Here is a 17,615-nt window from a genome sequence, read left to right as displayed (position 1 = left end):
AATGGAAAGGTTTCCCCGGCGCGACCGGCTGCTCTTTCTCAGTTCGATTGCGGTCCCGCACCAGATCAAGCTGTGCGAGGCGCTGCAGCCCTATTTCGATGCAGAGTTCTGGTTCTACGAACATCCCGACCGGACGCGGGGCGCCTGGTGGCGGATCGATCTCGGTCCAAATTGCCGCGTTCTTGACCAGGTCCGCTTTGTCCCGTCCGGCCTGCTTCAGGGCCGCTACGTGGTGACCGGTCTGTCTCGGCTGATCGAGGACTTCGATCCGGACGTCGTCATGCTTGGCGGCTTTTCCATTCCGGCGAACTACAGCGCGTACCGCTGGGCGCGCCGGAACGGACGTCGGACAGTGGTACTGACGGAGCGATCGCGGGATTCCAAGGGACACTTGCGGAGCAATGGCCCCGCATGGCGTGCGATCCGCCATCTCTATCGGGATGTCGATCTGGTCATGACCACTTCGGAAGACATCGTTCCGCAGTTTCGCGACGAGTTCGGCTTCGGCGATGCTGTTGTCGCCGGACGTTATGCCGCCGATATCGACGACTATCTGAACCACCCGATCCGAGGCGCAAAGGACGCCTACACGCTGCTCTTCGCCAACCGGATGACCGAGATCTACAATCCGATCGGTGCGATCGAGATCTTCGCCGCCGTTCGCGACAGGCATCCGGGAACGCGGCTTGCCATGAATGCCGCCGGTGAGCTGGGATCTCGCTGCAGGCAGCGGATCGATGAACTCGGGCTGGCGGGTGATGTGGAGTTCCTCACCGGACTCAAATCCTGGGAGGACCTTTCGGACGTCTATGCGCACTCGGACATTCTAATCCTTCCCGCCTGCTTCTCCAACGGCAACTTCACGATCCTCGAAGCCATGGCGTCCGGCATGGGGGTGGTGGTGAGCGATCGGGTGCTTGGGGTCGGCACTTTGGTCGAAGACGGGAAGAACGGTTTCAGGTGCGCGCCGACCACGGACGCGTTCGTCGAACGGGTCGAGCGCTACGTTCGAGATCCTTCGCTCTTCGAGGACCATGCGATCCGAAACCGCTCCCTCGTCGCGCCGCTCGGCGTGGCCGGTACGGCGCGCTTCTATGCTGATCTGCTGGCGGAGAGGCTGCGCGCATGAGCCTGTCGGAGGGAACTCCCAACCATCCGCCGAGGGTCTATGCCAACCAGGGCAACCCGCGTCTGCTTGCGCTGAACGGGAACGGCGACTGGGGTCGGGTTCTCGATGTGGGCTGCGGTGCGGGTGACAATGCCACCAGTCTCCGGCGTGAGTTCAGCCCGGTCTCCGTCGAGGGCATCACTCACTCCAAGGCAGAGGCACAGATCGCGGCGGAGCACCTCGACCGGTGCTGGACCTTCGACATTGAACGGGCCTTTCCGGCGGAGTTCGCTGCGAAGCGCTTTGATACGATGCTTTTTTCGCACGTTCTGGAGCACCTGCGCGAGCCTGCCGACGTGCTCTCCCGTTTTGCAGATCTTCTCGAGCCAGGGGGGATGATCCTGATCGCCGTTCCGAACATCGTCGTGTGGCGGCAGAGGATCCGGTTTCTGTTCGGTGGTTTCGATTATGAGCCTGTGGGGCTGATGGACGAAACGCACCTGCGGTTCATGACCTTCCGGACGGTCGAAGCCGTTCTGCTGTCCGCGGCGCCCGACCTGAGGGTCATCGACAAGGGCGTGCAGGGAAGCGTGCCGCTCTGGTGGCTGCGCCGGCATGTTCTGCCGTCCGGCTGGTCGCAAGCGATCGATCGCTGGGGCGAGCGGCACTACCCAAATTTGTTCGGAGGGCAGATCCTGTTGAAGGTGCTGAAGCCATGACGTCGCGCGGCGAGCGGATCTCCGTCTGCCTTCTCACCTACAACCACGAATCCGTCATCCGCTCGACGCTGGAGACGGTCCTCGACCAGACCCTCGAAGGATGCGAGGTGATCGTCAGCGACGACTGTTCCACCGACGGCACCTTCACCATCGTGGAGGGGATGGCCCGCTTGGATCCAAGGATCCGCGCGATCAGGACGCCGCACAACATGGGCATGGCAGGCAATGCCAACTTTGCTGTTGCGCAGTCCGCGCGCCCATACGTCGCACTCCTTCACCACGACGATCTTTACCGGCACGATCTGCTGGAGCGCTGGCTAGATCTGATCGAAGCACACGACGACATGACGTTCGTCTTCAACGCCTACGGCGTGCATGAGAGCGCGTTCGTCTATCGGGAGCAACTCCCGTCCCGGGTGGACGGCCGCCAGTTCCTGGAACAGTCGTTATTCCCGTGCTGGGGATGCCCCGTTCGCGGGACGGCCATGATCCGGCGGTTGGACTGGGTCGCGTCGGGCGGTATGCGCGAGCAGTTCGGTCTGATCGCCGACGTGGATCTCTGGATGCGCCTCTCCATGCGCGGGGCCGTGGGTTACGTGGACGAGCCGTTGATCAGCGTACGATGGGCGCGGCCGGACGACTACCCCGACGCCTATATGGGCCGGACGTCCTCCAGTTTCTGGAAGCGGCTCAGGCTCCTCTACGAGATCCATGCCGCGAACCGTCTGGCCTATCTCGATCTTGGCTCGGTCGGAGGGCGCCTTGCCTGGTGGTGGTTCCGGCTCCGGCTGAGCGCCGAGACCCTCAAGTGGCTCGGCTATGCGGTCGTTCGAAGACGACCGGGGCTCATCGAAGCCAGCGGCGAATCGACCACCGACTACGATCTTGCGCCGCTCCGGCTCGTCCGCTGGCTGATGCGGTCGCTGGTCGGTGGCCGGTGTGCGGAGGCTGCGTAATGGCGACCGTTCACCTCTTTCGCAGTCCGGAACGGCACACCACGGCCCGTTACTTCGAGGGGCCGGCAAGCCGGATGGACGGGTATGGGCTGAAGGTCTGGACCGAACGGCCAGACCTCTCCCGGATCGGCCCCGACGACCTCTTCGTGTACGTTGATCCGGCCTCCGACTGGCCGCTCGGCATCGAGGACCTGCCGTGCCCGACCGCGGCCTACATGATCGACGTTCATCGCGGACTGGCGCATCGGCTGGCGCTGTCGCGCTTCTTCGATGCGGTCTTCGTGGCGCAGAAAGACTATGTCGGCGCTTTTGAAGCTGTCGGCCACCGCCATTCGCACTGGCTGCCACTCGCCTGCGCTCCACACGTGCACCACAAGCCATCGGAGTTCCGCGACTTTGATGTCGGGTTCGTGGGGCAACTCGGGGTGGAGGGCACACCACGCCATTCCATCCTGACAACGGTTTTGCCGCGCTATGGCACGAATGACTACGCCCGCTTCTACAAGCCCGAGGCAATGGCCGGCATCTACGGACGTTCCAAGATCGTCTTCAATGTCGCGGTGAACGGCGACGTGAACATGCGGGTCTTCGAGGCTTGGGCCTCCGGTGCACTGTTGGTTACGAACAGGGTCGGCAACGGCTTCGACGAGATCTTCAAGGATGGCGTGAACTGCGTCTGCTACGCGTCGGCCGAGGAGGCGGTCGAGAAGATTGATCACTACCTGGCGCATGACGCCGAGCGCGAAGCGATTGCCGCAGAGGGGCTGCGGGCTGCGCTCGAAGAGCACACCTATGCGCGGCGGTGGCAGGACATCGTGAATGGAACGCGCCGCGCGTTCGGAGCCGCGCCTGTCCGCAGCTACGGCCAGAGTGCGTTGCGTGATCTCTACGGTGAGGTCTTCGTGGCGTTGCGCCAGCCCTGGCGGTTGCCGGCGGCAACCGCGCGGTATGGCCCAGGGCCCTCTCTCCCGCGCAATCTCGCGATCGGGTGGGGACGCTGGGCGAACTCGAAAATCCCGCTGACGCGGAATGCCTGGCGTGCCCGCAATGCCAGACGCGCAGGTCGGTCGTGAGTGGCCTCGGTCACTATGCCCGCAACGTCGGCATGCTGGTCGGCCAGTCATTCGTCCAACGGGTCTTGGGGATGGTCACGACCATCATCCTCGCTCGTATTCTCGGGGCGAGCGGCTATGGCGTCTACGGCGTCGTCTCCGCCACGTCAACCAGCATTTACGGGCTCTCCCGACTGGGTATCGATGCCGCGCTACACGTCACCACGGCCGAGGGATACAGTGGGACCGAGGGCCGCCGGCGGATGGAGGAACTGCTCGGAGCCGGCCTTGTGCTTCTTGCGCTCGGCGGCGCGCTGGGAGGCCTGGCTTGTCTGGCCATTTCGGAAACGATCGCTGACCATCTTTTCGATCGGCCCGACCTCGAAATCTGGATCCGGATTGCGGGTGTGGCGGTCGTTCTCCAGTCACTTTCGCAGTTCTGCTACGCCACCCTGGCCGGCCTTCACCGGTTCGCCGAATACGCATTAGTGATGCTGGCTTCGGCGGTCATGAACCTGATCGCCATTTCTCTCGGTGCCTTGATCGCCGATGTGGGTGGCGCCGTCGGCGGCCTCATCGCTGCGCAGGCTGCCACGACACTCGGGCTGACCCTTGCCACGCGCCACTCGCTTGGTCGCGAGGCGCTTTCCCTGAGCTTCGCTCAGCTGGCGCGACGCGCAGCCACGCTCATGAAGTTCGGTGTCCCCTATTATGTGGCGGGAACGATCGCGATACCCGGAGCCTATGTGGCCCAAGGGCTGGTCGTTCGGCACGCCGGACTGGAGGCCGCCGGCTATCTGCGTGTCGTTATCGCCATCACGACGATCGTGTCCTTCGTGCCGACCAGCGCCGCGGCTGCGATGATTTCCATGTTCGCGCGGACCAGGACACAGAGCGCCGAAGAATTTGCTTGCCGAATCATGCTGAACTTCCGGCTGATCTTTGTCTTTGCCGTGACGACGGCCATCTGCCTGGCCGCGGCGCTGCCCTGGCTGGTGCCGGTTGTGTTCGGTCGGGACTTTGGGGCTGCGATCGGTCCGGCCAGCATAGGGTTGCTGACGGCCGTGCTTGCTTCCTGCTACGGAATCGTGACGAACGCACTGCTTTCCTCTCGGCGGGTTTTCTCGATGGGGACGTTGTCGCTGTTTCAGGCAAGTCTGTTCATCCTGCTGGCGGTCCTGTTGATCCCTGACCTTGGCCTTACCGGGTTCCTGCTGGCTGAACTTGCAGGTTATGCGTTTGCGCTGTTGGTTGCGTTGATTGCCGGGGCATCCTGGTTCAGGGCAAGCGGGGTGTCGTTTGGCTGGATGGGCTGGGCTATGGCTCCACTCGGCGTTTTAGCCGTGAATGCGGTCAGGACACTTTCGGCGGACGCCATTCCATCGCCAGGGGAAGTGACGGCGCGGATTGCCGTCGTGCTGCTCACCCTCGCCTCGACATACGCCCTTGTTCTGACTAAGGAGGAGCGTGCGCTTCTCCGTCCTGCGGCGCTGCTTGGGTGGGCTGTCCGGCGCCGACAGTCCTGAAACCAGACGGGAAGAGTGTGCAATGGCATTGCTGGCATCCCGCACGGAGCGGGCTCGACTGCTCTTCCGCCAGTTTCGGGGCATTGATGCTGCGCGGCTCCTGGTGACGGACGTTGTTCGGCTGGCTGCCGATCGGTTTGGCATCGCGAGCTATTCCCAGACCGGCGAAGACAGGATCATCGACGCGATCCTGGGTGACCGTCAGGGCTACTACGTGGATGTCGGCTGTAATCACCCTGTACGCTGTTCAAGCACCTTCTTCTTTTACCGGCGAGGCTGGCGGGGATTGTGCATCGATGCAAACGAGGCTCTCGTCGCACTCTATCGGCGGGCCCGACCGCACGATCGAGCCGTGTGTGCGGTAGTCTCTTCGTCGACCCGTGACCTCGTCTTCACCGAGTTCGCGGACGATCGGATCTCGTCAGTCGATCCCGACCACTCGCGCGCGTGGAGCAAGAGCCGCGAGGTGACGTCCGAGCGGCATGTGAGGGCTGTTACATTGCAGTCCCTGCTTGAGGCGGCGGACGCGCCGAACCGATTTGATCTCCTGGCCATTGATGTGGAAGGGCACGACCTGGAGGTTCTTTTTTCTCTCGATCTGGGCGTCTACCGGCCCGCGCTCATCGTCATCGAAATGCACGGCTTCGATCTTGAGAGGCCCAAAGCGAATCCGATCTATCGTCATCTGGCCGAGGCCGGCTACCAGATGGTTGGGTACGCCGTCATGAACGGCTATTTCGTCGACAGCGAAACAGCTTGAAGTCGCGGGCAGGATCGTGATCCGCGCTCGGGCGAGCGCATGCCCGGACCTCGCTAACTGGACGCGATTGGTGTTTTGGGTGGTCTGAGTATACTAAAAGTTGCCGACTCCGGGGCAGCGGGTCGCTGCCCACGCCATTTCGGTCGCGATGGCCTGCGCGAACCTGAGGCCAGATGGCGGACGAGGAAGGAATGATCGGAGACAGTTTGACGCTTGAGCTTGTCTGTCCCCGGGATCACACCCGTCTGGAAGCGGTGTCCGATCAGGAGATGCGGTGCGCGGAGTGCGGCCGCTCCTATCCGGTTCACAATGGAATCGTCAGCGTTCTGGATGCCCCGAATGCCTTTTACGAAGGCGCCTATCTCAACCAGACACGGTTTCTCCCAAAGAGCGAGCGCATCTGGCATGCATGGCCACTGTGGCTGCTCGTCAACGGATATCCCTGGATGGTCCGGCGGCATGTGCCCGAAGGAGCGCGGGTCGTGGAACTGGGATGCGCGTCCGGCGTGGCCTATTTCGGCAAGCGCTACCGTATGGTGGGCTGCGATCTGTCCATGGTATCGCTGAAGGGCCTGCCCTATCAGCAGCGCGTGCAATGCGATGCCGGCGACTGCATTCCCTTGCCGGATGGGGCAGTCGATGCGGTGGTCAGTTCCTATTTCTGGGAGCACATTCCGCCGCAGACCAAGTCCCGCATCCTCGCGGAGTGTCGACGGGTCCTCAAGCCGGGCGGAAAGATCATCTTCCTTTACGACGTGGAGACAGACAACCCGCTCATCCGACACTACAAATCCGTCGATCCTGCCCTGTACAAGCGACAATTCATCGATGGCGATGGCCACTACGGCTACGAGCGGCCGCGGGATAACCAGAGCACGTTCGAGGCCGGCGGTTTCCGCATCATTGAGCACAGGGGCCTGGAGAAGACCTGGTTCCAGTCGCCGGCGGCTTACGTCAAGCTGAGGGCTTATGAGGATCGACTGGAGCGGCTGTTTGCGCTTGGCAGCGCAATGGGACGTTCACCCTGGTTTTATCTCTATACCGGCTTTATGCGGCTCCTCGACACGGCCGTCTGCCCAGTTCTGCCGGAAGACTGGGCGCGGATCGAACTCGTCGTCTGCGAGCGGGCGGCCGACTGACATGGGCAGGGGGGCGAGACTCAAACGGATCAGGCCGCCGGCCCGCACGGCGATGAAACGGGGGGAGCGCTGCGCGTGACCGCCCCGTCGACCATCCTCGTCATCGGAAAATTCTACACGGAAGGTTTCGCGCTCCACATCGCCGAAACGCTTGCCGCAATGGGCCATGGGGTACGGCGGTTCGAGCCCGGCATGAGCCGGCTGCCGGGACGCGTTGGACAGCGTGTCGATCAGGTCCGCAGCGTGCTGCATGGGGCAAGCGACAACGTGCCCCTCGTCCGGGCGCGACGCATGCGCGCGCTCTGGAAGGAACTGGAGCGCGGCCCGGTCAATATTGTCATTGTTTGCCACGACTTTCTCTGGCCGGAGGACGTGTCCGAGCTGAAGCGTCGCTCCGGGGCGGCCGTGACGCTGTGGTTTCCGGATGCGATCGTAAACTTCCGAAAGGCCTTCTTTCTGAACGCGCCCTATGACGCGCTGTTCTTCAAGGACCCCTACGCGGTCTCGATGCTCCGCGGGGTTCTAGGCAACCGGGTCTTCTATCTGCCGGAGGCCTTCAACCCGGATCGGCATCGGCTGCCGGACGGCGACGGAATCGGGAACGAGTTCCGCTGCGACATTGCCACGGCAGGCAATCTTCATTCCTGGCGCGTGGCGCTGTTTCGCCAGCTCGACGCTTACGATGTGCGCATCTGGGGTGCGGCGCCTCCGCTCTGGCTGCCGCTTGGTCCGGTCAAGGCGATGGCGCGGGGGAGGGCCGTCTTCAATGCCGACAAGGCCCGCGCTTTCCTTGGCGCGAAGATCGTCGTGAACAATCTCCACTACGGGGAGATCTGGGGGGCAAATGTCCGGATATTCGAGGCCGCCGGCATAGGGGCCTTTCAACTGGTCGACTGGCGTCCCAGCCTGTCTTCGCTGTTCGTGGATGGCAGCGAACTCGTGACCTTCCGGGGCGTCGAGGACCTCAAGCGCCTGATCGATCATTATCTTCCGCGTGAGGCCGAGCGACTGGAAATTGCCGAGGCTGGCAAGCGCCGGGCCCACGCGGAACACACCTATCGCCACCGGCTCGCCCTGCTCCTGGCCACCCTCGATGGTTCGCAGTGCGGTTTTCCTTTGCCGGCTGCCGGCTGGTCGGCAGCGCCATGAGGTGGGGAGCGGCGGAGAGCTTCCAGCCCCGGGGGATGCTGGTCTTTCTGTCGGCGGTTGCCGCGGCATCGCTGCCGCTGGTCCTGTTCGACATGGCGGAGGGAGACACGCTTGGCCGGACGCTTTTCATCCTGCTGAACGTTGTCCTGATCGGCATCATCACCTGGGAAATCCGGCGCGTGTTCCGGCACAGCCGGCGCATGGCGCTGGTTCAGCCGCCTGTCCTCGCCTCGATCATGCTGTTCGGCAAGGACTACATTCTGCCGAACATCCCGTCCGTCTTCGGCGTCGAAAATCCGGTTGCGGCCCGCTTCATTGCCTGGAAAGGCGACTATCTCTTCTGGCTGAATCTCTCCTTGCTGGGTGTCCTGATCGCCGTGTTCTGCATGTGGCGCGGCTACAATGCGGGAACCGGGATCCGTCTAGCCGGGGTCATCCAGCGGTTTCTCCTGCGCCGAAACCTGGTGTCCGCCAGCTTAAATCCGAACATGCCGGTCGTCGTGGCTCTGTTCGCCCTGTCGGTCCTGGCGGTGCTGATCCAGATCCGGCTTGGCATCTTCGGGTACAGCTCCGATCTGGAGCGGCTGCAGCAGACTCGCGATGTCGCCGCCTGGCTCACCTTGATGAATCAGGCCGGATCGCTGGCCTTCCTCGTTCTCAGCTTGGCGGTCTTTTCCAAAGGCAGACGGAAGGGGCTCGGGCTCTGGCTGTTCTTCGTCGTCGTTCTGCTCTGGCAGCTCGCGACGGGTTTCCTGGGGGGCTTCAAGAGCCAGGTCGTCATGCCGATCATCATTCTCGGCGTCGCCTACTACATGGCCCGGGGGCGCGTGTCGTTCACCCTGATCGCGTTGTCGTTCGTCATGCTCGTCGCCGCCTTCCAGACCATCGAGCCGTTCCGGCGAGCCCGCTACCTGGATCCGAGCTTCGACAGTTCGAGCGTGTCGTCAATCGTCGGGACGTTCTGGTCCGCCGCCACGGGCGAACTCACCTATGCCCACCGCGGAGCACCGACGACCGTAGGCGAAATTGCCGCGCGAACCGATCTCATCACCTTCACGGCTGTCAGTATCGACTACGCCCACCGCCACGATGAACTCGACGAGCACGCGCCGCGCTTCGTCACGGATCTGTTCCTCATTCCCTTCAACGCGTTCATTCCCCGTTTCATCTGGCAGGGCAAGACGGTGGTCAATGACGGCTGGTGGTTCACGGCGGTCGTGCTGGGCCGCGGCATAGATACACGGTCCGCCACGGCGATGGGGCCGGTCTCCTACTTCTACTTCGGCGGCGGCTACGCGATGATCGCGCTGGGCTTCTTCGTGATCGGAGTGCTCCAGCGTATCGCCTTCAGCGCATTCACACCGCTTGGGCTGGGTGGATGGGTCATCTTCCTGGGCACCCTGCCGATCCTGGCGCTCGTCCCGTCGAACGTGGCAGCGGCTTTAACTGGTTTGCTGCGCATGCTGCCGTTTCTCGTGGTTGGGCAGCTCTGGGTGATAAAAAGATAATCTGAGTTCCCATCAGTTATTCCAAATGGATACTTTCAGGGATCAAACGGATGCGCTCAATTCACGTGATTCCAGCAATAAACATTCAAGCCAGCGGGCCGACATACTCCGTATCGCGTCTTTGCGAAGAAATTATTCGTCAGGGATATGGAGTTAATCTTGCGGTCATGGAGCCTATACCGGGCTTTCAAAAAGAATTCGTGAAAGGTTTTCCTTCTTTGCCTGGGCTGCGCCGCATTGGCGTGTCGCCGAGAATGTTGCGTTGGCTGAGAGAGCAGGTTTCTTTGCCTGATGTGAATATAGTTCATGGGCACGGTTTGTGGACGGAGATTAATGTCTATCCATCAATATCCTCTTCTGGTGCGGGTAAGATCTGTGTAATTTCGCCGCGAGGCACGCTGGCAGCTCCGGCTCTCGAAGTATCAAAGTGGCGTAAGAAAATATTATGGAGTGTATTTGTTGGTCGTGCCGCCCGCGGTGTCACGGCGTTTCATGCCACTTCCTGGCAGGAGTACCGCGATATTCGCCATGCGGGATTTGATCAACCGGTCGCAATTATTCCGAATGGTGTGGATATCCCCGATCTACGAAAAAAGATAAGGGTTCGTCGTCGTCGCTTGCTCTTCCTAGGAAGGCTTCATCCAATCAAGGGGATTGATTTGTTGCTTCGCGCCTGGGCGGATCTTCAAGGGCGCCATCCAGATTGGGACCTGATCATCGCCGGGCCGGACGAGAAAGGGTACGGTTGTAAGCTGAGGGCGCTTGCTGCTGAGCTTCGTCTTGAACGGGTTTCTTTTGTCGGCGCTCTGTATGGCGAGGAAAAAATTGAAGCTTACAGTAATTCTGATCTTTATGTGCTTCCAACTCATTCAGAGAATTTTGGAATGACAATAGCCGAGGCACTCGCTGCCGGAACACCAGTCATCACGACAAAGGGCGCCCCATGGTCAGGGCTGGAAGTCGAAGGGGCTGGATGGTGGGTTGAGAATAACCAAGGCGCATTGTTTGCAGCGCTAGACGAAGCCTTGAAAGAGCCGATTGGCAGCCTTGCTGCTCGGGGGAGGCGCGGAAGAGACTGGATGATCCGTGACTTTGGCTGGGATGCTATCGCCGCAGACATGCAGAAATTTTATGCTTGGCTTGAGCAGGGAGGTGAACCTCCGAACTTCGTACACATTGATTAGAATGACAAAACCTTTGCGGGTTCCGGGTAGTCGACTTCGTCGATCTCCATGAGAGTGGCCACAGATTCTCCTGGGAGCCGATCATGTGCGGCATAGCCGGCTTTAGCGGACGCTTCGACCCGGCGGTCCTGTCGGCCATGAGCGCGGCGATTGCTCATCGCGGACCCGATGGCGACGGCGTGTTCTCGGATCCGGAGGCCGGGATCGGACTGGCGCATCGCCGGCTCGCCATCATCGATCTGTCGAATGCCGGCCATCAGCCGATGCGGGACACGACCGACCGCGCCGTCATCGTCTACAACGGTGAACTCTACAATTTCCGCGAACTGAGGGACGAGCTCGTCGAAGACGGCTTTGCATTTCGCAGCCGCACCGACACCGAGGTGCTGTTGACCCTCTACTTGCGGGACGGGCCGGCCATGCTTGCCCGGCTCAACGGCATGTTCGCCTTTGCCATCTGGGACAAGGCTGAGCGCCGGCTCTTCCTGGCCCGCGACCAGCTCGGCGTGAAGCCGCTTTATCTCGCGCAGACCCCCGACGGGATCGTGTTCGCCAGCGAAATCAAGGCGTTGCTCCAGGAGCCGTCGGTCTCGCGCGCCATCGATCCGGCAGCGGTGGCCCGCCATCTCGCGCTGCTCTGGTCGCCCGCGCCGGGAACGATCCTTTCCGGGGTGGAGAAACTGGAGCCGGGAATGGCGGCGATCCTCGCGGAGGGACGGATCGAACGCCGATGGTCGTATTACGACCTTCCGTTCGGCCGGTCGGGCGCGCGACAGATGAGCGTCGATCAGGCGGTCGCCGGAGTGAGGGAGCACGTCGGCCGCGCGGTGGAGCGGCAGATGGTTGCCGACGTTCCGGTCGGTGCCTTCCTGTCCGGCGGGCTCGATTCCAGCGCCGTTGTGGCCCACGCGCGCCGGCACACGGACGAACGGCTGACCTGTTTCACCATTGCGTTCGACGGAAGGAACGCAGCCGGTGTCGAGGGGATGGCGGAGGATCTGCCCTATGCGGAGCGCGTGGCGTCGTGGCTCGACGTCGATCTGGAACAGGTCACCGTGGGACCCGAGATGATCTACCATTTGGAAGACATGGTGTTCCATCTCGACGAGCCGCAGGCGGATCCCGCGCCGCTCAACGCGCTGTTCATCGCAAGGCTCGCCCGGGAGGCCGGCATCAAGGTGCTTCTGTCGGGGGCGGGCGGCGACGATATCTTCACCGGCTATCGGCGCCACTACGCGCTTCAGCAGGAGCGGCATTGGGCCTGGTTGCCGGAGGCCGCCCGGGAGGCGATCGCGGCAGGCGCGGCCAAACTGCCCACCGGCCCGGTTGCCCTGCGGCGTCTGCGCAAGGGCTTCGCGCACGCCAACCTTTCGCCTGACGCGCGGATGACGCGCTATTTCACGTGGCTGGAACCGGCCCTGGCACTGGACCTGCTCGCTCCGGAGTTCCGCTCCGGCATCGGCGCAGAGGAGGTGATGGCTCCGCTTGCGCAAACCCTCGCGACCGTCCCGGACGGCGCCTCCCGTCTCGATCGCATGCTGACGCTGGAGTGTCGCCATTTCCTCGCCGACCACAACCTCAACTACACCGACCGGATGGCCATGGCGCATGGCGTCGAGGTACGCGTGCCGCTCCTCGATCCCGATCTGGTCGATTTCGCTGCGGCGGTGCCGGATCGCTTGCGGCAGCGCGGGCGCTCGGGGAAATGGATTTTCAAGAAGGCGATGGAGGGCATCCTGCCAGACGACGTCATCCATCGCCCCAAGACCGGTTTCGGCGCACCGCTCCGGCACTGGCTTCGCCACGAGCTGCGTCCGCTGGTTGGCGACCTGCTCGGGCAGGATGCGATCCGGCAACGTGGAATCTTCGACGCCAAAGCCGTCGCGCGGCTCGTGGAGCGGGACAGGGCCGGGCAGATCGATGCCGCCTATCCGATCTTCGCGCTGATCTGCGTCGAGATGTGGTGCCGGATCTTCATCGACCGTCCGCCTTCGGCCTGGACGGCCGGGCGCTTGACACCAGGGACGCCTGACTGAGCCTGGGGCGATCCGCGGCAGGCACGAGGACAGGGAGGCTTCACGCCAGAAGCGTGCCCGCAGCGTCACGCCAGTCGGCGCCGTCGGACCAGAACGGCCGGGCGCCTCCCGCAGCATCCGTCACGTAGATCGTGGCGCCCGCACCGCTTGCCGCGGCGGACGGGATATTTGCCTTGGCCGTGGCGGCGCAGCGGATCGGCCCATCCACATGCAGGGTTGCCGTCGGGGTGACATCTCCGATGGCGACCTGCTGTCCGTCATCGGCGCTGTGATAGAGGGTCATCACCCGGCCGCCGTGGAAGGCGCCGTCGTGATGAACGCCCTCGATGGCCAGGTGCGCGGTCCCGCTGTTCAAGCCTCCACGGAAACTGATGCGGCTGCCGCTCCCGGTGAAAGGCTGATAGAAGGCGAGCGCCGCCGAGCTCTGGCTGCCGAACATGGTGCCATCGGCCACGAGGCATCCGTTTGGAAGCGACATCGGCTGGCCGGCTTGAAGGCGCAGCGCGTGCTTGGAGGCGTCCGCGATATCGTCGGCAAAGGCGAAGATCAGGCTTTCGTCATAGGCACCGGGATGGCCGGGGCAGAGCGTCCAGCGCTTTCCGTCCGCATTGGCGTTCTCGAGAAGCAGCGCACGGCCGCTGCCGCGAACGTGAAGGGGCCCTTCCGGGTCGTCGGTTCCAGCTCCCGCCCATCCGCTGGCCGGGTCGATGGTGAAGTGCGCCGACCAGCCGGTCTCGAAATCCACCAGGCCTTGCTTGACCGGGATGCGGCCCGGCGCACCGCCAGGGGCAAGGCCCGCGCCCGGTGCGCCGTCGGGTCCTGCATCGCCTTTCGGCCCCTGGGGGCCGGCAAGGCCGGCCAGCGCGGTCGTCACCCGCCCCTGCGTCAGCATGACCGTGATCCCGCTCTGCCCGATCGTTGCGGCGACAGGCGACGTCACGAGCCTCACCTCGGTCGCGCCCGTCATCGCACCACCTCTTCGACCGGGACGAGGAGTCCGCTGATCACGCGATGAACGGCGCCGGCCGCGGTCGTCAGCTCCACCTCGTAGACGCCGGGACTGGAGACGCTGGCCGTATCGGACGGCGGGGCGGAGAAGACCAGCCTGCCTGCCGGCCCGTCGATGGCGATGCCGCCATTGCCGGTGGAAAGATCGAGAAGGAGCGCCCCCTCCCGGTCGCGGGCCTGAAGAACCGCCGAGGCTCCGGTTAGGTCGACCGGGCTATCGCCGCCCCAGATGATTTCGAAGGACAGTGTTTTTCCGCGGAAGACCTGCATGGTCACGTCTTCGCCGGAAGCGGAGAAGGCCACGCCGGACGTGGTGCCTGACATCGCAGTCGCCTTTCTGTTTGGGGTTGGGACGGGTGGGCCGGGCCCGCGGTCCGCTTCACGATGTCGACGGACTGCAGAGCAGGGCATGGATGGCCACCCGGACCTTGCCGCCGGAAAAGGGTGCGCCGTTCGCCGTGAGGCGAATGGGAGTGTCCGCGTAGAAGGCCGTTGGCCCGGTCACGCCGGAATTGGTGCTGCCCGCCGCAATCCCCAGCGAGCCGCCGTACTTGTCGATCTCGCCGGCAATCCCGCAGTCGTAGGACGCGGCGCCTGAGATCGGCTCGGTCGTTCGGGTCGTGACGGCGAAGACGATGGCCCGGTTCGGGATGGTCGTCGTCGTGTCCGCCGAGGCGCCGGAAAGCGAAAGCTCCTCCTCGAGAAGGACGAATCGGGTCTCCGCGCCATGCGCCTGTTGGGCCACGACCTGCGAGGCGCCGATGATGCCGCCTGCCTCGGTCTGCCACGTTCCGGCGGAAAAGATGCACGCAGTCGCTTCGTCGGTCACGAAGGCGCGCCAACCTTCGCCGGGTGCCAGAAAGCTCCACACCCCGCCCTGACGGGCCGCGATCTGACCCTCCCTGCCGAGCCAGTCTCCGGTGGCAGGTGAGGCGACGATGTAGCGGTCTCCCTCCTCCGGCTCCGATGGCGGCTCCGGGAGGTGGCGATCGAGCACGGTCAGCTGGACCAGCACGTCGAGGGCATCGAGCGCCTCGTTGTGCGTGACATGCTTCTGCGCCTGGGAGCCCAGAATGTAGGGAAGTCCGAGCGTTGCCGTCCTGTCCATTGCCAATCCCGCTTGATCGTTTGCCGCCGGCGTGCCGGCCGTAGACAGCGAAGATAGCGGGGGCACGAGGGCCGGGGATTAGTTGCAGAGTGTGGCGCTGGCAATCTAAGGAATTCATGGCTACCAAGTGCGATGGGTGTGGGTGCTTCGGGTCGCGCGATGGGCGATCCGGATTCGCAGCCCGGTCGGGGGATCCGGATGAAGCAGGTCTTGCAAAACCTCAGGGATGGAACGACCGAGGTGGCCGACGTACCAGCTCCGTTGCCCGGGTTCGGGCAAGTGCTCATCCACACCGAGCGGACGCTTGTATCCGCCGGCACGGAGCGGATGCTGGTCGAGTTCGGGAAGGCCAGCCTGATCGACAAGGCGCGCCAGCAGCCCGACAAGGTGCGCCAGGTCGTGGACAAGGTGCGCACCGATGGTCTCGCGCCGACGCTTGAGACCGTGCGTGCCAAGCTCGATCAGCCGCTCGCGCTCGGCTACTGCAACGCGGGCACGGTGATCGCCGTCGGTCCGGGTGTCACCGGCTTCGCTCCGGGCGACCGCGTGGCCTCCAATGGCAAGCACGCGGAGATCGTGGCCGTGCCTGCCAACCTGTGCGCCCGGGTGCCGGACGGCGTTTCGTCCGATGCCGCGGCCTTCACCGTGGTCGGTGCCATCGCCCTGCAGGGGATCCGGCTGGTCCAGCCGACACTCGGGGAAGCGGTGGTCGTCACCGGTCTCGGGCTGATCGGACTGATGGCCGTACAGCTTTTGAGAAGTCATGGCTGCCGGGTCCTCGGCATCGATTACGACCCGGCCAGGCTGGCCCTGGCCGCCTCCTTTGGCGCGCAAACAGTGGACCTATCAGCGGGTGCCGATACGGTGGCCGCAGCCACGGCGTTCTCGCGCGGGCGGGGCGTCGACGCGGTCATCGTCACCGCCTCCTCGAAGTCCAGCGAGCCGATCCGGCAGGCGGCGCACATGTGCCGCAAGCGCGGCCGTATCGTGCTCGTTGGCGTGACCGGGCTGGAGCTCTCGCGGGCCGACTTCTACGAGAAGGAACTGACCTTCCAGGTCTCCTGCTCCTACGGGCCGGGCCGCTACGATCCGGCCTACGAGGAGAAGGGCAACGACTACCCGGTCGGCTTCGTGCGCTGGACCGAGCAGCGCAACTTCGAGGCCGTCCTCGACATGATGGCCGGAGGCCAGCTCGACGTTGCGCCACTGATCTCCCATCGCTTCGCCGTTTTAGAGGCCGAGCGCGCCTATGCGGTGATGGGCGGCAAGGAGCCGTCGCTCGGGATCCTCTTCGACTATCCCTCCGATCAGGCAGAGCCGCGCGCAGAACCGGTTCGCACGGTAAGGCTAAGGGACGCCTCGGCTGCCCCCGGTCCGGCACGGATCGGTTTCGTGGGCTCCGGCAATTACGCCTCCAAGGTTCTGATCCCAGCCTTCAGGGCGGCGGGCGCGGAGCTTGGGTCGGTTGCCTCCGCGGCGGGAGTCAGCGGCCTGCACGCGGCGCGAAAGTTCGGCTTTGCGGAGACGACGACTGACGCCGAGCGGATCTTCGCGGACGACACCATCGACACCGTCGTGGTTACCACCCGCCACGACAGCCACGCGGATCTGGTCCTGAGGGCGATCGCGGCGGGAAAGCACGTGTTCGTGGAAAAGCCGCTGGGCCTGTCGCCCGAGGAGCTGGACGCCATCGAGGCAGCCCAGGAGGCCCGGATCGCCGAGGGAACCGGCCGGCTCGTCATGGTGGGCTTCAATCGCCGCTTCGCCCCCAACGTGGTCCGCGCCAGGCAGCTGCTTGCAGGCTCTGGCGAGCCGGTCGCGATGACGATGACCGTCAATGCTGGCGCGATCCCGGCGGAACACTGGACCCAGGATTCGGAGGTGGGTGGCGGTCGGATCGTCGGAGAAGTCTGTCACTTCGTGGACCTGCTGCGCCATCTGGCGGGGGCGGCCATTGTCGAAGTCCGGACAAGGGCAATGGAAAGTGCCACCGGCGACACGGTCAGCCTGCAGCTTGCCTTCGCGAACGGCTCCATCGGCACGATCCACTATTTCGCCAATGGCCATAGCGGGTTGGCTAAGGAACGACTGGAGGTCTTCTCCTCGGGGCGGGTGCTTCGGCTCGACAATTTCCGCCGCCTGGAGGGCTACGGCTTCAAGGGCTTCCGTCGCCAGAGGCTGTGGCGCCAGGACAAGGGCCAGCGGGCCTGTGCGGCCGCCTTCGTCGAGGCCGTCCGGCAGGGTGGACCGGCACCCATCCCGTTCGAGGAACTTCTCGAGGTCTCGCGTGCCACGCTGGCCTTGGCCAGGGGGGCGAGCGAATGAGTCCCCGGCCAATCCGGTGCCGCTTGCTCGCGCTGGT

15 protein-coding genes are annotated in these 17,615 nt (G+C 63.9%); 12 read left to right on the top strand and 3 right to left on the bottom strand.

Features of this window, described 5'->3' with window-relative positions:
- Position 1: 1 nt before the first annotated feature.
- The 11 genes from C507_RS0113660 (at position 2) to asnB (ending at position 13,137) form a co-directional block, all read left to right on the top strand.
- A complete protein-coding gene (locus tag C507_RS0113660) occupies positions 2–1,129 on the top strand; it encodes a glycosyltransferase (protein ID WP_018700269.1) in 1,128 nt (375 codons plus the stop codon).
- Positions 1,126–1,827 carry a class I SAM-dependent methyltransferase gene (locus tag C507_RS22470; RefSeq protein WP_018700268.1) on the top strand — a complete coding sequence of 234 codons (702 nt, stop codon included), beginning with the start codon at positions 1,126–1,128 and terminating at the stop codon, positions 1,825–1,827. Before C507_RS0113660 ends, C507_RS22470 begins: the two co-directional genes overlap by 4 nt.
- Positions 1,824–2,783, top strand: a complete 960-nt coding sequence (locus C507_RS22465; protein WP_018700267.1) for a glycosyltransferase family 2 protein — start codon at positions 1,824–1,826, stop codon at positions 2,781–2,783. Before C507_RS22470 ends, C507_RS22465 begins: the two co-directional genes overlap by 4 nt.
- Positions 2,783–3,856 carry a CgeB family protein gene (locus C507_RS22460; RefSeq protein WP_018700266.1) on the top strand — a complete coding sequence of 358 codons (1,074 nt, stop codon included), beginning with the start codon at positions 2,783–2,785 and terminating at the stop codon, positions 3,854–3,856. The genes C507_RS22465 and C507_RS22460 overlap by 1 nt, the downstream gene beginning before the upstream one ends.
- Positions 3,853–5,361: a lipopolysaccharide biosynthesis protein gene (locus C507_RS0113640; RefSeq protein WP_040401137.1), complete on the top strand. Its 1,509-nt coding sequence runs from the start codon at positions 3,853–3,855 to the stop codon at positions 5,359–5,361. Before C507_RS22460 ends, C507_RS0113640 begins: the two co-directional genes overlap by 4 nt.
- A 22-nt stretch (positions 5,362–5,383) precedes the next feature.
- The gene (locus C507_RS0113635) at positions 5,384–6,121 is read left to right on the top strand and encodes an FkbM family methyltransferase (protein ID WP_018700264.1); all 738 of its coding nucleotides are present in this window, start codon (positions 5,384–5,386) and stop codon (positions 6,119–6,121) included.
- Between the two features lie 173 nt (positions 6,122–6,294).
- Entirely contained in the window at positions 6,295–7,260 is a 966-nt protein-coding gene (locus C507_RS22455; RefSeq protein WP_026319084.1) for a methyltransferase domain-containing protein, read from the top strand.
- 75 nt (positions 7,261–7,335) lie between these two features.
- The gene (locus C507_RS0113625) at positions 7,336–8,409 is read left to right on the top strand and encodes a CgeB family protein (protein WP_018700263.1); all 1,074 of its coding nucleotides are present in this window, start codon (positions 7,336–7,338) and stop codon (positions 8,407–8,409) included.
- Positions 8,406–9,917 carry a hypothetical protein gene (locus C507_RS0113620; protein ID WP_156829307.1) on the top strand — a complete coding sequence of 504 codons (1,512 nt, stop codon included), beginning with the start codon at positions 8,406–8,408 and terminating at the stop codon, positions 9,915–9,917. The genes C507_RS0113625 and C507_RS0113620 overlap by 4 nt, the downstream gene beginning before the upstream one ends.
- Before the next feature lie 50 nt (positions 9,918–9,967).
- Positions 9,968–11,101 carry a glycosyltransferase gene (locus C507_RS22840; RefSeq protein ID WP_083923545.1) on the top strand — a complete coding sequence of 378 codons (1,134 nt, stop codon included), beginning with the start codon at positions 9,968–9,970 and terminating at the stop codon, positions 11,099–11,101.
- A gap of 83 nt (positions 11,102–11,184) precedes the next feature.
- The gene (gene asnB, locus C507_RS0113610) at positions 11,185–13,137 is read left to right on the top strand and encodes an asparagine synthase (glutamine-hydrolyzing) (RefSeq protein ID WP_018700260.1); all 1,953 of its coding nucleotides are present in this window, start codon (positions 11,185–11,187) and stop codon (positions 13,135–13,137) included.
- Positions 13,138–13,177: 40 nt separating this feature from the next.
- On the opposite strand, the gene C507_RS0113605 is transcribed toward asnB, so the two are convergent.
- From C507_RS0113605 to C507_RS0113595, 3 genes are read right to left on the bottom strand one after another with little or no spacing between them, the layout of a single operon-like run.
- Positions 13,178–14,104 (bottom strand): hypothetical protein, encoded by a 927-nt coding sequence (locus tag C507_RS0113605; protein WP_018700259.1) that lies wholly within the window; start codon positions 14,102–14,104, stop codon positions 13,178–13,180.
- Complete coding sequence (locus tag C507_RS21370; protein ID WP_018700258.1) at positions 14,101–14,469, bottom strand: hypothetical protein; 369 nt, start codon at positions 14,467–14,469, stop codon at positions 14,101–14,103. Before C507_RS21370 ends, C507_RS0113605 begins: the two co-directional genes overlap by 4 nt.
- A gap of 55 nt (positions 14,470–14,524) precedes the next feature.
- Entirely contained in the window at positions 14,525–15,253 is a 729-nt protein-coding gene (locus C507_RS0113595) for a DUF2793 domain-containing protein (RefSeq protein WP_018700257.1), read from the bottom strand.
- A gap of 240 nt (positions 15,254–15,493) precedes the next feature.
- Here C507_RS0113595 and C507_RS0113590 point away from each other — a divergent pair, with 240 nt between their 5' ends.
- Positions 15,494–17,578: a bi-domain-containing oxidoreductase gene (locus C507_RS0113590; RefSeq protein WP_245559691.1), complete on the top strand. Its 2,085-nt coding sequence runs from the start codon at positions 15,494–15,496 to the stop codon at positions 17,576–17,578.
- Positions 17,579–17,615: the final 37 nt, after the last annotated feature.

This window comes from Amorphus coralli DSM 19760, from assembly GCF_000374525.1.
In the GTDB taxonomy this organism is placed as follows: Bacteria; Pseudomonadota; Alphaproteobacteria; order Rhizobiales; family Amorphaceae; genus Amorphus; species Amorphus coralli.
This window is presented reverse-complemented; position numbering and strand designations above follow the sequence as displayed.

Excerpts from the sequence above, each read along its gene's own strand:
- C507_RS22455 (WP_026319084.1), top strand. The coding sequence starts at position 6,295 with ATGGCGGACGAGGAAGGAATGATCGGAGACAGTTTGACGCTTGAGCTT.
- C507_RS22465 (WP_018700267.1), top strand. The coding sequence starts at position 1,824 with ATGACGTCGCGCGGCGAGCGGATCTCCGTCTGCCTTCTCACCTACAAC.
- C507_RS22470 (WP_018700268.1), top strand. The coding sequence starts at position 1,126 with ATGAGCCTGTCGGAGGGAACTCCCAACCATCCGCCGAGGGTCTATGCC.
- C507_RS21370 (WP_018700258.1), bottom strand. The coding sequence starts at position 14,469 with ATGTCAGGCACCACGTCCGGCGTGGCCTTCTCCGCTTCCGGCGAAGAC.
- C507_RS22460 (WP_018700266.1), top strand. The coding sequence starts at position 2,783 with ATGGCGACCGTTCACCTCTTTCGCAGTCCGGAACGGCACACCACGGCC.
- C507_RS0113595 (WP_018700257.1), bottom strand. The coding sequence starts at position 15,253 with ATGGACAGGACGGCAACGCTCGGACTTCCCTACATTCTGGGCTCCCAG.
- C507_RS0113635 (WP_018700264.1), top strand. The coding sequence starts at position 5,384 with ATGGCATTGCTGGCATCCCGCACGGAGCGGGCTCGACTGCTCTTCCGC.
- C507_RS0113660 (WP_018700269.1), top strand. The coding sequence starts at position 2 with ATGGAAAGGTTTCCCCGGCGCGACCGGCTGCTCTTTCTCAGTTCGATT.
- asnB (WP_018700260.1), top strand. The coding sequence starts at position 11,185 with ATGTGCGGCATAGCCGGCTTTAGCGGACGCTTCGACCCGGCGGTCCTG.
- C507_RS0113620 (WP_156829307.1), top strand. The coding sequence starts at position 8,406 with ATGAGGTGGGGAGCGGCGGAGAGCTTCCAGCCCCGGGGGATGCTGGTC.
- C507_RS22840 (WP_083923545.1), top strand. The coding sequence starts at position 9,968 with ATGCGCTCAATTCACGTGATTCCAGCAATAAACATTCAAGCCAGCGGG.
- C507_RS0113605 (WP_018700259.1), bottom strand. The coding sequence starts at position 14,104 with ATGACGGGCGCGACCGAGGTGAGGCTCGTGACGTCGCCTGTCGCCGCA.